This is a genomic window from Caballeronia sp. LjRoot29 (genome assembly GCF_964252755.1).
Lineage (GTDB): Bacteria > Pseudomonadota > Gammaproteobacteria > Burkholderiales > Burkholderiaceae > Caballeronia.
In genome coordinates this window covers 19,977-34,370 of sequence record NZ_CAXUPU020000055.1, presented here as the reverse complement: position 1 = coordinate 34,370, position 14,394 = coordinate 19,977, and the positions used below count along the sequence as shown (strand labels likewise).

The 14,394-nt window shown below is 55.8% G+C and carries 7 protein-coding genes and 2 pseudogenes; 3 read left to right on the top strand and 6 right to left on the bottom strand.

The annotated features are described in order from the left end of the window. The coding region (locus tag ACSQ83_RS34085) for a cupin-like domain-containing protein (protein WP_436231140.1) at window positions 1-694 on the bottom strand (694 nt) is incomplete at its 3' end. Window positions 695-1,229: 535 nt separating this feature from the next. On the opposite strand from ACSQ83_RS34085, the gene ACSQ83_RS34080 reads away from it, so the two are divergent. Next, window positions 1,230-2,204 carry an acyltransferase family protein gene (locus ACSQ83_RS34080; RefSeq protein WP_436231139.1) on the top strand — a complete coding sequence of 325 codons (975 nt, stop codon included), beginning with the start codon at window positions 1,230-1,232 and terminating at the stop codon, window positions 2,202-2,204. Between the two features lie 195 nt (window positions 2,205-2,399). Here ACSQ83_RS34080 and ACSQ83_RS34075 read toward each other — a convergent pair whose 3' ends face one another. Continuing rightward, a complete protein-coding gene (locus ACSQ83_RS34075; protein ID WP_436231138.1) occupies window positions 2,400-3,539 on the bottom strand; it encodes an SGNH/GDSL hydrolase family protein in 1,140 nt (379 codons plus the stop codon). Between the two features lie 2,215 nt (window positions 3,540-5,754). On the opposite strand from ACSQ83_RS34075, the pseudogene ACSQ83_RS34070 reads away from it, so the two are divergent. Further along, window positions 5,755-5,986: pseudogene (locus tag ACSQ83_RS34070) on the top strand (IS30 family transposase); the annotation flags it as partial. Window positions 5,987-6,020: 34 nt separating this feature from the next. Here the strand turns inward: ACSQ83_RS34070 and ACSQ83_RS34065 are convergent. Both ACSQ83_RS34065 and ACSQ83_RS34060 read right to left on the bottom strand, forming a co-directional pair. Continuing rightward, window positions 6,021-7,397 carry an undecaprenyl-phosphate glucose phosphotransferase gene (locus ACSQ83_RS34065; RefSeq protein ID WP_436231143.1) on the bottom strand — a complete coding sequence of 459 codons (1,377 nt, stop codon included), beginning with the start codon at window positions 7,395-7,397 and terminating at the stop codon, window positions 6,021-6,023. 237 nt (window positions 7,398-7,634) lie between these two features. Further along, the gene (locus ACSQ83_RS34060) at window positions 7,635-8,717 is read right to left on the bottom strand and encodes a glycosyltransferase family 4 protein (protein WP_436231137.1); all 1,083 of its coding nucleotides are present in this window, start codon (window positions 8,715-8,717) and stop codon (window positions 7,635-7,637) included. A 1,075-nt stretch (window positions 8,718-9,792) separates the two neighbouring features. Between ACSQ83_RS34060 and ACSQ83_RS34055 the strand changes: the two are divergent. Continuing rightward, a pseudogene (locus ACSQ83_RS34055) lies at window positions 9,793-10,926 on the top strand (IS3 family transposase). A 455-nt stretch (window positions 10,927-11,381) separates the two neighbouring features. Here the strand turns inward: ACSQ83_RS34055 and groL are convergent. Next, window positions 11,382-13,022 (bottom strand): chaperonin GroEL, encoded by a 1,641-nt coding sequence (gene groL, locus ACSQ83_RS34050; protein WP_414953085.1) that lies wholly within the window; start codon window positions 13,020-13,022, stop codon window positions 11,382-11,384. Between the two features lie 106 nt (window positions 13,023-13,128). Further along, the gene (locus ACSQ83_RS34045; RefSeq protein ID WP_031362728.1) at window positions 13,129-13,419 is read right to left on the bottom strand and encodes a co-chaperone GroES; all 291 of its coding nucleotides are present in this window, start codon (window positions 13,417-13,419) and stop codon (window positions 13,129-13,131) included. Window positions 13,420-14,394: the final 975 nt, after the last annotated feature.

The following is a 14,394-nucleotide window of genomic DNA, read 5'->3' as shown; positions in this document are numbered from 1 at the left end:
GGTTAAGCCGAAAGACAGTACCGCGATTCTGCATTTCCTTGCGATAATGCGCAGCATCGAAATTGCCACTATAGTAATTTTCGATTTCCTGATCCGGCACCAACTCGCGATCGGCCGGCGGGAATAAACAGACGTCTTTTGATCCCTGCACCTGGAAAAGGAAATTCGATTCGTGATCAATGTGAAAGGGTGTTGAAATATTCGGCGAGGAAAGTATCAGTGTCATGGTTACCCAGGACATGTCTTTGCGCAGTGGAAAGTCAGACAAGCCTTCAATCTCGGATGTAATGATATCCAGGACGTGAGCATATTCGGGGTCGTAGGTCTGCACCCGAACCAGCTTGATCCATGTGCCGTTGTCGCCAAGATGGGAAAAGGTCTCGTCCAGCTGTTCGCTCGGCGACATGGCACTCAAGCTCGCATCTACATAGCTGTCGCCGAACTTCGTGCTGATAGAGCCGTGCCGGAAATCGAGGGCAGAATAATCACCGTTGCTCTCAATCATTCTTCTAGAGATTTCAATAATCCGGGGGATCTCAAATAAACCACTGCAATGCAATGTGTGATTGAATTTGAATGGATGTAGATTAAAATTACTTGCAAAATCCTTTCGGGAAGCCTGGAGAAAGCTGTCGTCTGTAATAATTTGGCGTGATGTACCAACCAACACAGAACTAACGCTTTGCGCATACATGATGCACCTTCGTAGGTTTAAGGACCTTGTCTAAAGCCTACTACGCTGCTGATCAACCACATGTGCGTTGTCGAACATGCAAAACGACGCGCACATCTTTTTTAACAATACCCCGAGTTAATCCCAATCAACCGGCAAATCCTGCCAGTAGATATCAGCCTCGAGCCTGCAAACAGTGCAGCTAAGTTCGCCATTTCAATGCGGGCGAGACTGAGTAGTTAGGCGAATAGCGGTGTAATGAACTGATTAACTCGATAAGTCACACGATTTAATTCGGTATGTACGCCATACAACGGAGCCAACCCTCAAGGCCCCCTATCTTTCATTAGCCGCGAAGTTATCCGCGCGCCACATTTCAGTAGGTTCCCGCACATTCCCACGCTGCAGCCGCAGCAGGCGGCCGCTCCGTTTCATGACGCATTTTGCGTCGGGGATCGCGCGCGCCTGCAACACAGGCTTGGGAAGCAGATCAGGGCGAGCGGGAATGTCATCACAAGCGTCAATAAGCAAATAGATATCAGGAGCACACACCGCTATGCGTAACACTTTTTTTGACTGTACACGCGGCCTGGGGATTTGCCTCGTCGTCTTCGGACACGTGCAGCGCGGCTTGTCCGATGCGCATCTGTTGCCAACGAACTACCCTTTCGAGCAGATCGATTTCACGCTCTACACGTTCCACATGCCGCTGTTTTTTCTGCTGGCAGGACTTTACGTCTGGCCAGCCCTCGAGAAAGGCCGCATGCCGTTCATCAGATCGAAGTTCATGGCGATCGTCGTGCCGTATTTCGTATGGTCGATTATTCAAGGTGGAGTGCAGGTCGCGATGTCCCATTCGACCAATCATCCGCTCTCATTGTCTGACTGGCCCATGCTCTTCTACGCGCCGCTTGGCCAGTTCTGGTTCCTCTATGCATTGATGATCTGGCAACTGGTCGCGTTTGCCTGTGGCCGACGCGGTCCGGCGCTCATGGTGATCGCAATCGCGGCGTTCGCATTCAGCACGATGCTGCTGGACCCCTTTCTGACGACTTCCATGAAAATGGGCATTTTCTTCGCAGCAGGCACGGCGATCGGGCCGGGACTCGAGCGGAACATCGCGTCGATCGCAAACTGGAAATCGTTCGTTGTCTGTTGCGCCGGATTCGGCCTGGCGGTTCATGCGATCTGGAACGTGGCGCCTGTCTATTCGTGGCAAGCGCTGCCGGCGGCCATCTTTGGCATGGCATTGACGATGATCGTCTGCTACCGGGCTAACCAGACGCTGGCAAAAGCGCCGCTTGTGCTATGCGGTCAACGTTCGATGCACATCTATGTCATGCACATCATGGCGGCGGCAGGGATCCGTATCGTGTTGACGAAAGCCGGTGTCGAGAATGCGTATGCGTTGCTGCTGATCGCAACGGCATTCGGCATCGTGGCGCCGCTTGGTGTTTCGCAAGCGCTGCAAAGCACCGGTCGCTTCACACGCGGCACGCTTCCCGCTGCGCGATCGGAGGTGCAAGGTTGAACGCGTAGCGTGCCGCCGCTTCACTGACCTGATTGGTGGCGTCGTGCAGGTACTGGGCCAACTCGATAAAAGTTGAGGCCGTTCCATCAGCCGTGCGGCCGCCTTTGGCACAGCGGCGACCAATGCCTCGGCTTGGTCGCCGCAGGGCTGACGGAAACGTAACTACAGCACACGCTACCCGTTAAAGCAGCGATGCTAAGGAGTATGCGATAACGACGCTGATCGCGCGCTCGCGGCAAAGCTTGGTCGCAGAAAGTCGATGACTTCGGCATCTGTAATTGGTTTGAAATGCAAACCGAAAGCGACGTTCAGGGACGTGACAAGGTGCTGCGCCCAGAGAGTGTTCCAGACTACGCCGGCATGACCATCGGAAAGAACAGCGTTGTGCGGATCATCGCCCGATGTATTGGTGATTGCCCATCCAGGTGACAGATGAACCGTCTTGTAACGCGGTCGGCCCTGGTCGTCGCGCTGGCCCCACAGGCTCCTGAACCAGGCGCGATCGTCAAGAAAAGCAACGTGACGATTCTCCGCGGCAAGCTTGCGTAAACCATCGTCGAAGAGATCCATGCCCGCGTTGATATTCGCTATCTCCCCGGCCGACTGCCACTTGTTGAAGTCCACCGACCAATCAGCATTGTTTAGCACACCTACAAGTGCAATATAGGTATCCGGGTGCCGCTGGCGGATCAGGGCGACTGCCTCGCCAATTTCGCCAATACAGGCGTTGATCAAGGCCGCGGGACGCGACGCGGCCGGGTCCCGAGACAACTCGTCAAGGACGTCCTCCCTGCCGATATCGTTGACACCGATCCGGATCAGCACAATGCCGTCTCGCCAGGCTTGTGGCTCTGTGTTCATCAGGTCGACCAGACGGATTGCCTGGCGCAACGGATGTCCCATCAACTGGCTGCAGGTAGCGCCGCTGACGGCAAAGTTGTATCGATAATCGTCTTTGCGGGGAGTCCGGGCGAGAAGACCGAACGCTTCGTCGACATAGGCGCGAGAGGCACCGGTCCCCCAAGCGGCCCATTTTCCAGAGTCGATCTGGTCACCCCGGAGTCGGGCCAGGACCTCGGTCCACTGCCACGTCGTCGCGCGGTAGGCACCTCCTCGCAAGCTCGGACCGGCCAACGTCAGGTTGTCATGGAAGGATTGGCTGTCGGAGTCTCCAAGCACTGCAAATCGTATGCTGCCAGGTGGCGTCGACCCGGCAGCGACTGCCGCAGGCGCGCGGCGGAACGGGTAAGGCAGCGCGAGCCTGACATAAATCAGGCTGGCTACGGTCAATACGCCGCAGAATGCGACGACTAAAATTTTACGAAAACGGGACATAACCCTGGCACCCTATCTAACCAACTCGAAATACACGGCGGGCGTGTCTGGCCCGCTACCTGAGCCCCAAAGTCTCAACAACCACATCAGCCACTCCGCCAGCGCCAGATCTTCGTATGGCAAATAGACAGATACCTGCCGTCCAGGCCGGTTTCACGACTCCCATATATGCCCTCTGACAAAGCAAGTGTAGTGCTTCGTCTCTCTTAGACCACGGCGACAGCCGGCGTAGATAACTTTCGACATAATGTCATCGGCCTTGGCAGTCCACACGAATGGTTTGGGTTCCTGGTTACGCAGGCGATGTGCTACTTAATGGCGGATATGAGATGGGCGCGCAGCGACGCGAACACTAGGTAATGATATCGCGAAAGAAGCGCACCGCCATGATCTGACGCGATGTCTCGGTCGGCGCAAAATGCACGGTGAACAACGGGGGGATATTGCTATATGTGCATAGCTATGAAACGTTTGATTCTTTACGCAAATTCCACCCGGTTAACTCTCGCTCAGACCGAAAGCGTAAGGAAGTTCGGGAGATGAAAAATAGGCTGAAGCACGTACTGGCACGAACTCGAAGCGAACTGTGGCCGCCGATAGCCGAGCGTTAAATATCGCCGTTTTGGATTACAAAAGAATTCGATACATTTGAAACTGGCCGCCTTGATTTCGGCGTACGCGGCGTAACGCACGCCATGGAAACCGCACGTTTTTTGAAGCGGCTAAACCGATTTTCAGTGGGAGCGTTGACGCTGCTGTGCCAAGTCGACATCCCGCGAGTCCGCCAGATTGGCCAGCATGAGCGGCTACAGTTTTCCTTACGATATGGCACTTCATCTTTAGCGAACCCGTTTAGCAGGTTGGCCGTTCAGGGCGTCAAGTACTTTGGCTCTCCCGCCAGGGTGATTTAACGCTTTGCCACAACCGCAATGTGGTGAGCGTTTGCATCCTTAGGTTTTCGCCGAGCGAACGAAAACCGATGCGACCCTTGATCCATCTGCAGTCTTCAACTTTGGAAGAGGTTTGCGGATTTCCAGTGGGCGCTCAGGAGCGAAGCACGAAGTCGGTCGATAGCCTGCATCTCTGCCTTAACTGCGCTTCGTCTGGCAACCGAACGGCACGCATCGCTTCGGAAACACCCGACTGTTCATTTCAAATAGTTGTAGCTCTTCCAAAGAGGATCGCACGCGCCGGTTTCCCGGCATCAGTAAAATCGGACTCTCTTTTAGATGGACGCATCGCGCTATAGTGACGATTGACTTCCAATACCTCGATCGGGTGATCGTGTAACAGACGGGCCAGCCCCGCTCATAAGGTGCGCATCCTCATCATCGCCGGAGGTCATATCTGACCAAACCTAATCGTCCAGATCACCGCTGACTGAAGGACCGGCGACCATCGGTCCATGCCGGCTCCACGTCCTGGCACCGGCTGCACAGCTACGTGCGGTATTGCGATCGTGAATTCGAGCACGAGATCGCCGCGGTAGCGCCCTCGCTGCCGGCCTATACGCTGTTCAAGAACCTGCCGGGTGCCGGCGCGCAGCTCGCCCCACGTCTGCTGGCTGTCTTCGGTGAGCAGCGAGAACGGACGACGAGTGCTGATGAGCTACAGAAGTAAGTTGGTATGCACCGGTGAGCGAGCGCAGCGGCGCACAGAGCTAGGTCCACTGGCGGCTGCAGTGTACGAATTTCCTGGGTCAGACCTTCGTGGAATGAGCTGCCCACACCATCCCCTGGTCATCGTAGGCTGGGGCCTACTACCGGCAGCAGCGCGCGAAGGACAGCTCGCACCACGTCGCCGGGAGAGCCTTCTCGTTCAACTGGATTCGCGTCCCGTACGCTGCTGGCAGTACCGCACGCCGTACAACGAGACCGTCTATCTCAACGTGCTCGGAAAGCGCCATTCGCTCATTATCGGCAAACTGAGCACTTAGGGTCAAGACGGGGTCCTGTTTCTTTATCTGGATGGGGCAAGCCGCGCAGCGGCGCGTCAGGCCGAAGGCGAAGCTCGCGGGGAGACGCTGGGCGATGACGGAACCGCCGTCAGGCGGTTGTCCCCAGCCTCGTGCTTTGGGCCGCGTCGTTGTCCATGGACAGGCGCGGGATGACCGTCACGCTGAGAGGTACATGTCGAAAAAATCGACAGACCTACTCGGGGCATGAACCTACACGCGAGAGGCTTAGGGTGAAACCCCTCTTGGCCTGCTCACCACCCGCATAGTCCTTGGCAAATCCGGAACCTGCAAGAACATTAACGGGTTGCTTCGTCAATATCTGCCCAAAGAACAGGAGCGACCGCTCAGTCTAGAGTCAGTACGAATTCGATGTCGTTGCCGACAGTCTGAACAGTTGGCCCCCCGGGCAACTCATGCGTTGCATTCGCCATGCAAGGTCTTCGCGGCGACACTCGCCTCAGCCAGTCAATCTCGAGCCTCTAAACATTAGAACCTCCTATTGCGCTTTGATCCAAAACCACCAATCAATATGCAGTACTATGAATAAACCCCTTCAACACTGTTGCTGCAACAATCCGGATATCGAATGCAAAGGACCAGTGTTGCAGATAGTAAAGATCGTGCTCAACTCGAGCCACCATCTTCTCGATTTTGTCGGTTTCCCCCCTGAATCCATTGACCTGCGCCCACCCGGTAATGCCAGGTTTTGCGCGATATCGATCAAGGTAGCCCTCAATTAGCGGCCGATATAATTCGTCGTGCTCGAGAGCATGCGGGCGCGGTCCCACCACCGACATTTCACCTCGCAGAACGTTGAAAAACTGCGGCAGCTCGTCAAGACTCGTGCGACGAAGAAAGCCCCCAACTGTGGTAACGCGAGGGTCATTACGCGTTGCTTGCTGCACCACACCGTGCGTCTGCACGTGAGCCCGCATCGTCCGAAACTTGTAGATCGTAAACACGCGTCCATCAAGTCCCTTCCGCTTCTGCTTGAATAGCACAGGCCCTGGTGAAGAGAGCTTTATGGCAATTGCAATGGCGAGTAAAACGGGCGATATGACAAACAAGACAAACGCGGAGAAGAGCCGATCGAACGTCTCTTTCTCGGTCATAGCATCTCGACTCATGGACGAAGGAGACAGACTGATTGCTGGTGCACCAAACAAGTTCAAGACACCACCGCGATTGATCGAAAGACCCTCGACATCAGGGAGGAAGCGAATGTTCACGAGCGTACCGCGGAACAGCTCCATGCAGCGGTGAATCAGCCGTTCTTCCGACAGCGGCAAAACAAGCCACAACTCCCCTATAGCGGCCTCGCGCACGTGTGCCGCCAACGCATCCAACTCGTGAAATGCTGGCGCGGAGGACTGCGGCGCCGCAGCGAGTTCGTCGGGTCTCCAATCCAGTCTGGCCGCAATTCGAAACCCCGACGCGGCATTTGCTTCAATGTCGCTCACTATCCGGTGATAGTGGGCACCACAGCCAACAACAGCGACGGGCCGAACGTCCAACCCGGCTTGCCTGAAACGGCCCAGCGTGGCGTAAATCAGCATCCGAACGGCCATAAAGCCAGCCCCCGTCAGACCCGTCCAGTACAACAGCCACGTCATCGGGACGGTTTCCAATCCGTCCAAACCCAGAATCAACAAGGTTCCCGCCTGCACGATTCCCCATGCGATCAACAAACGGATTAACAACTGCGGCACTGAGCGTGCCCTCCACGACCGATAAATTCCGCATGCGGGAAACACGTTTGCCGCCAAAGCAAGCGCAATAGCGACGGCTACGACGTGTGCAAGCCGATTTGGCATGACGGTCCCTAAGGTCAATCGATCAGCTGCAGCAGCTCCCGCCATGATCAACACGATATCGCATAGACGCGCTAGAAATCCTTTCATCATGTTTCTCCCTTCAAATCGTACGTGAGTTCGTGTCGAGTTCGAATCGATGTCTCGATCTTTACACGAATGCCAACTATGGAAAGCGCCACAATCCACAACCGTGTGGATACCTAAGCGTAAGAGGCTGTCTATTCCTGGCGTCACGATTTTGGTGACACGACTTCGGTTTAGTCTCTCGCATCGGCTCGATCGTCAGCCCACATGGGCTGTCGCGAAGCTCCCTGAATGATCGAATCATCTATCAACGGTTTGACCCACCGCAGGTCGCTCCGAGAGCTGCGGCGCTGTTGCATATGCCTCGCCATATAACACTCGCAGCAGCTTGCTTGCGGCGCGATCCCATCTAAATTGCTGAGCGTGGCGCAAGCCGATTTCGCGATACCGCTGCCGTAGTTCATTGTCAGACATCATCAGCGAAATCTTAGCGGCGATGTCGTCGACCGATTTCGCATCGCAATACATGGCCGCATCGCCGCAAACCTCAGTAAGCGAGGCCTCGCTCGATACGATCACCGGACAACCGCAGTACATTGCCTCCAGCGGCGGCAACCCGAACCCTTCATAGAGCGACGGAAACACGAGGCATGCCGCATCGCCGTAGAGCGCCTTGAGCTCGCCGTCCGTGACAAAGCCTGCCCATACAACTTGGTCCGATTGCTGCTGCTCCATGGCGTGGCCCGAACCGAAGATACGCGGGTTGGCACCGCCCACGACAACAAACTTCATATCGAGTAAATGGCCGAGCTGCGGCAACGCATCGAGTACTCGTTGTAGGTTCTTGCGGGGATCGAGACTCCCCACAATGACGCAATACGAGCCTTTCGCCAGGCGCAGCCGCGAGAAAATGCCAGGATCGCTGTCCACACGGTCGAGATGGTCGGCACCGTTGGGAATGACCGCCACGCGCGCCTCGTCAATGCCGAGGTGATGACAGATGCGCTCTTTCGAGAAGGCCGACACCGTGAGGATGACCTTCGCCTGCCGATGCAGGATCGAAAATTTCAACTTATACCAGAGCCTAAACTTTTGCGAGAATGCATAGGGGACGTCATATACAGCCATGTCGTGCAGCATCACAATCTGGTTGCTCTTGAAAAGAGGACCGGTATTGCAGAGGCTGATGAGGGTCTGATTATTGGTCGCCAAGGGCAGCGTGATTTGCTCCCAGAGGTTGCCTTTCAACCACGCACACATCCGCTTGCGCTTAAGCGCCAAGCCGGAATTGGCCGCATTCTGCGGCACCACCACTTCGAATTCGTCACCACGAGGATTGCCCGCTTGCAAGGCGCGCGTGAGTTCATAGGCGACCCGTTGCACGCCGGTGATGCGCTGCGCAGTAAACTTGCCGTTAATTACAAACTTCACGATACCCCCTTGACGACTACGCTTGCAGCGCGTTCGATGGAACGTGACGACACGCTTTGCGTCCCGAATGCTCTTTGCGTCACTGGTTCACTTGCCGAATACGCCCCGAATGAATGAAGTTCAGCGTGCATTGCACTTTCCACGATCGTTGGCAGGAACCTTGAATCCCCCGCCAGAACCGCGCGCGACCACGGTCCAACGGTTTTCACTGTGTTGATGCATTCCCAGGCCCGTTCACGACCAGTTAGCTGTGCTTTCATGCGGCTCTCGTCAAAAGGTGAATTGGTTTATCGATAACCAATCCGAATCGGGGAAAACTCGCCCCTTCGTCGCAGCGAGAAAGTATTGGCCGGCAAAGGGCACTTGGTGTCGGCGCGCTGTGTGCTCCCCTACCGTTTGGCTTAGCGCTCGATGTACAAGCAAATGGTAGTGGCCGACAAGGGCTGCGACCGTGCGGCAAGGCACATATCGTCGGCGTTGTTAAAGGTGCCGCTGGTGGCAATCAAGGGGGATAAACACTGGCAGAGCTGGCCCAGCGGTTTGATGTCCATCCGAACCAGCTTGCTGACTGGAAGAAGCCGTTACAGGAACGGGTTGCCGACGTGTTCTTGTGTGCAAGACGAGCTCAGTTGCGCCGCCATAGTCGTGAGTAAGCTGCGCGTGAAGATCGGGCAGTAGGCGCTGGCGAATTATTTTTTGAAGAAACGCTCAGCAAGACGGGACTGCTGTGGGTAAGGCGATGATCGATTGCGATCACGTCCCGCTAGTGACACAGCAGGACCGACTGGTGGGTTTCAGACGGTCGAGCGACGGTTGCCAGCCGCGTGCAATCAGCGAAGCCGCTCTGAAATCGATGCGTCAGTTTAATAAGCTTCATCTAGAGCATCCATTTGCGGGGGCACAAATGCTGCTATGGCGACTATGTCTCGAAAGCACGCATAGAGATGGCTCCGGAAATCCGGACAGTCGGTTAGGTGGAGTCGCTGGGATCTGAGATAGGCACAATGCCTACAAAGGAAATCAGACGATGACGAAGAGAACCCGGCGCACACACTCAGCGGCGTTCAAGGCGAAGGTGGCACTGGCAGCAGTGCGTGGCGAGCGCACGCTGGCAGGATTGGCGCAGCAGTTTGAGGTTCATCCGACCAGATCACGGAATGGAAGCGGCAGTTGCAAAAGCACGCCGCCGATGTGTTCGGCGCGGCGGGCGTGCCCGTCAATGAGCCGCCGGTGGATCTGAAGACGCTTCACGCAACGATCGGCCAATTGGCGCTGGAGAATGATTTTTTGTCCGGCGCGCTCGGCAAGGCAGGCTTGCTGAGCGCAAAGAGATGATTGATCGTGCCCACCCCTTGCCCGTTTCCTGGCAGGTCAAGCTGGTCGGCATTAGCCGATCCAGTGCGTACTACGCGCCGAGCCCGGTCAGTGCCGCAGATCTGGCGCTCATGCGCCGGATCGACGAGTTGCACCTGGAGCATCCGTTTGCCGGCGCGCACATGTTAATGCGCTTGCTCAAGAGAGAGGGGATCGCGATTGGACGCAAGCACGTCGGCACCTTGATGCGCAAAATGGGCATCGAGGCACTGTATCGCAAGCCGAACTTAAGCCGCAAACATCTGGCTCACAAGATTTGGCCGTACCTGCTTGCGTGATCGGAAGATCGAGCGCAGCAACCAGGTGTTCGCATTGGACACGACTTACGTGCCTATGGCACAGGGCTTCGTCTATCTCACTGCTGTGATCGATTGGGCCAGCCGCCGTGTTTTAGCGCACCGAATCGCGATCACGATGGAGGCTGAGCGCGCGGTGGCAGCGCTCGAAGAGGCATTCGCGAAATATGGATTGCCTGAGATCGTCAATACCGATAGGCAGCCAGTTCACCAGTACAGACTTCACCGACGCGGTCCGCTCGCGTGGGATCGCTCTGTCGATGGACGGCAAGGGAAGCTGGCGGGACAACGTTTTTATCGAACGGGTGGGGCGCAGCGTGAAGTACGAAGAAATATACTTGAAGCCTTATGAATCCGCCGACCATGCAAGGAAATCGATCGCAAACTACCTCACCTGGTACAACTAAAATAGACCTCATTCAAGCATATCGGACCGTACGCCCGACGAGGCTTATTTCGCTATGCGGCCCGCGATAAAGACGGCAGCGTGACCACCCAGCGTTCCACTTAAAAATCGAAAAAAATGTCCGAACGAACGGGGCCACCTCTATCGCGGGCTTGCAATCACTAAGCCGTCTCCAAGTTGGAGGTACTTAGGAAGATTTTCGTACCTTGCGACACCTTATACGAGATAGATGTTGGACTTCGCTTTTGACGTGACCCCACGCAAGACGGCAGGCTCGAGCAGCTCCGCCTGACGCCTCGACCAAGCGCCACCCCCCCGCTCGGCGTCGCATCGTGACGGCTAGTGCAGACATTATGAGTTGACACAGATCCCCCGATGCTGCCGCGATCGACAGTAGTCGACAATTTGTCTCCATTCGATGCGCGCGAACGATCGCCTACAAAAAAACCCGCATCGTCACCGATGCGGGTTTTTTGTTTGGGCAAACGCCAAGCTTCCGAAAAAGCCCGCGTTGCCCTGTCATTCAGGCTAGGCCCGAAATTACATGTCCATGCCCATACCGCCCATGCCGCCAGGCATACCGCCGCCCATCGGAGCATCGTCCTTCGGCAGTTCCGACACAGCGCAGTCAGTCGTCAGCAGCAGACCTGCCACCGATGCCGCGTTTTGCAGTGCCGTACGCGTTACCTTGGTCGGATCGACGACACCGGCTTCCACCAGGTCGACGTACTCGCCGGTTTGCGCGTTGTAGCCGAAGTTGCCCGTACCGGCTGCAACTGCTGCCACCACGACGCTGGCTTCTTCGCCACCGTTCGTGACGATCTGGCGAAGCGGCTCTTCCATCGCGCGCAGCACGATCTTGATACCAGCGTCTTGATCAGCGTTGTCGCCCTTCAAGTCCTTCAGTGCCAGACGAGCGCGGATCAGCGCAACGCCGCCGCCAGCTACGATGCCTTCTTCCACAGCTGCGCGCGTTGCGTGCAATGCGTCTTCTACACGTGCCTTCTTTTCCTTCATTTCGACTTCGGTAGCAGCGCCAACCTTGATCACTGCAACGCCGCCAGCCAGCTTAGCGACACGTTCCTGCAGCTTTTCACGGTCGTAATCCGACGTTGCTTCTTCGATTTGCGTGCGAACTTGCTTGACACGGTTTTCGATTGCCGAAGCTTCGCCAGCGCCGTCGATGATCGTGGTGTTCTCCTTCGCCACTTCGATGCGCTTAGCCGAACCCAGCTCAGCCAACGTAGCCTTTTCCAGCGTCAGGCCGGTTTCTTCCGCGATAACTTGACCACCGGTCAGGATCGCGATGTCTTCCAGCATGGCCTTACGACGATCGCCAAAGCCCGGAGCCTTCACAGCAACGGTCTTCAGGATGCCGCGGATGTTGTTCACAACCAGCGTTGCCAGAGCTTCGCCTTCGACATCTTCAGCGATGATCAGCAGCGGACGGCCAGCCTTCGCAACTTGTTCCAGGATCGGTAGCAGGTCACGGATGTTCGACACCTTCTTGTCGTGCAACAGCACGAACGGGTTCTCGAGGATCGCGGTTTGCTTTTCCGGCGTGTTGATGAAGTACGGCGACAGGTAGCCGCGGTCGAATTGCATACCTTCAACCACGTCCAGCTCGTCTTCCAGCGACTTGCCGTCTTCAACCGTGATCACGCCTTCCTTGCCGACCTTGTCCATTGCTTCAGCAATACGGTCACCAATCGACGAATCGCTGTTAGCCGAAATCGCGCCAACTTGGGCGATTTCCTTGTTCGTCGTGCAAGGCTTGCTGATCTTGCGCAGTTCTTCGATAGCAGCCGTCACCGCCTTGTCGATGCCGCGCTTCAGATCCATCGGGTTCATGCCCGATGCAACGTACTTCATGCCTTCGCGGACGATCGACTGGGCCAAAACCGTAGCCGTCGTCGTGCCGTCGCCGGCGTTGTCGCTGGTGCGGGAAGCAACTTCCTTCACCATTTGCGCACCCATGTTCTGGAGCTTGTCTTTCAGTTCGATTTCTTTCGCAACCGAAACACCGTCCTTCGTGACCGTCGGGCCGCCGAAGCTGCGTTCCAGAACGACGTTACGGCCCTTCGGGCCCAGCGTGACCTTGACCGCGTTGGCCAGGATGTTCACGCCTTCAACCATCTTTGCACGGGCGATATCGCCAAATACGACTTCTTTAGCTGCCATATTCAAACTCCTTGATTGTTTCAGTTTTCTGGCTTCTACCGGACCGGACGAGACCCGCATGAGCGGTTCGATCGCGCCGGCCTGAGCGCCATGGGCTTGAAGCTGATTACTTGACCAGGACGGCCATGATGTCTTCTTCGCGCATCACGAGCAGTTCATTGCCGTCGACCTTGACGGTCTGACCAGCGTATTTACCGAACAGCACGCGGTCGCCCACTTTGACGTCGAGGGCGTTTTGCGTACCCTTGTCATCGCGCTTGCCCGGGCCGACGGCCAGGATTTCGCCTTGATCCGGCTTTTCAGCTGCAGCGTCGGGGATGATGAGACCCGAAGCAGTCTTGGTTTCCTGATCCAGACGTTTAACGATGACGCGATCGTGCAAAGGACGAAGGTTCATACACACTCCTCTCTAACTGAGACTATAAAAACGCGGGAAACCCGTCCGATGAGCCACAAAGCCACCGGTCGGAAACTGTTAGCACTCTCGTGCGATGAGTGCTAAGTATATGGCACACCGATCGCAAATTTCAAGAAGGGATAGTGCGAGGGACGAGAAATAGGTGTCGAAATTCACCGAATCTTGAGTGAAGTTCGACGAACGTTGAGCTACTTTTTGCCGGTAACAGCGAAGCGAAATCGAGGAAATCGTAACAAAATCAAAAATTTAAGTTGACTCCATGAGATCTTCGAAGGCGATAGGCTAAGCAGCCTATCGCCCGTCTCCTGCAAAGTAACGACTGAAGTCATCATTTCGACTCTCGAGTGTTTACCCTATAACACCATAGCTGCCCAACCACAACAACACCGCCAAACGTTTTTGCTTCAAGTCAACCGCATGAAAGGTAGGGGCCGGCGAGATGCGAAGGCATTGGCAAAATCCTTAGTTGCTGAACGCGCGACGCGCATTCAGCTAACGAACTGATAACGGAGCAGTAGTTGAAAGTCGCTAATCGACCCGTAAAAGCCCTAAAGCTTCGCCATAGACGGACAGTCGAGCCCATTACCAAGGGCCCTCAATTCTGTGAAGGCCGAGAGTTGCCTGGGAATTTGAAAGAGATCTTTCCCGGGTGCCCCGCATTTCCGCTCGACGGCTAAAGTTCCTCGCCAGTCCCGCATTCAGGCACAAAGCCGCTGGGGTAACCACCGCTGTTTTCTGCTTTTCAGTTCGATTGAAAATATCCGGAAGCGTTCGAGCTTTCCTTTTCCGACGTGCGAACAATAGGCGATCACATTCGGAACGCCTATTGTTCGCACGGTTGTGCCCGCGGCGATCGATTACACGCCGCTGGAACTGATGTCACCGTAATTACGAGGGCTTCCTGCCTCTATCGTGGAATAGTCGAACGCCCCGCTTTTAACGGTCACAACTCAG

Excerpts from the sequence above, each read along its gene's own strand:
- ACSQ83_RS34075 (WP_436231138.1), bottom strand. The coding sequence starts at position 3,539 with ATGTCCCGTTTTCGTAAAATTTTAGTCGTCGCATTCTGCGGCGTATTG.
- ACSQ83_RS34065 (WP_436231143.1), bottom strand. The coding sequence starts at position 7,397 with ATGAAAGGATTTCTAGCGCGTCTATGCGATATCGTGTTGATCATGGCG.
- groL (WP_414953085.1), bottom strand. The coding sequence starts at position 13,022 with ATGGCAGCTAAAGAAGTCGTATTTGGCGATATCGCCCGTGCAAAGATG.
- ACSQ83_RS34080 (WP_436231139.1), top strand. The coding sequence starts at position 1,230 with ATGCGTAACACTTTTTTTGACTGTACACGCGGCCTGGGGATTTGCCTC.
- ACSQ83_RS34045 (WP_031362728.1), bottom strand. The coding sequence starts at position 13,419 with ATGAACCTTCGTCCTTTGCACGATCGCGTCATCGTTAAACGTCTGGAT.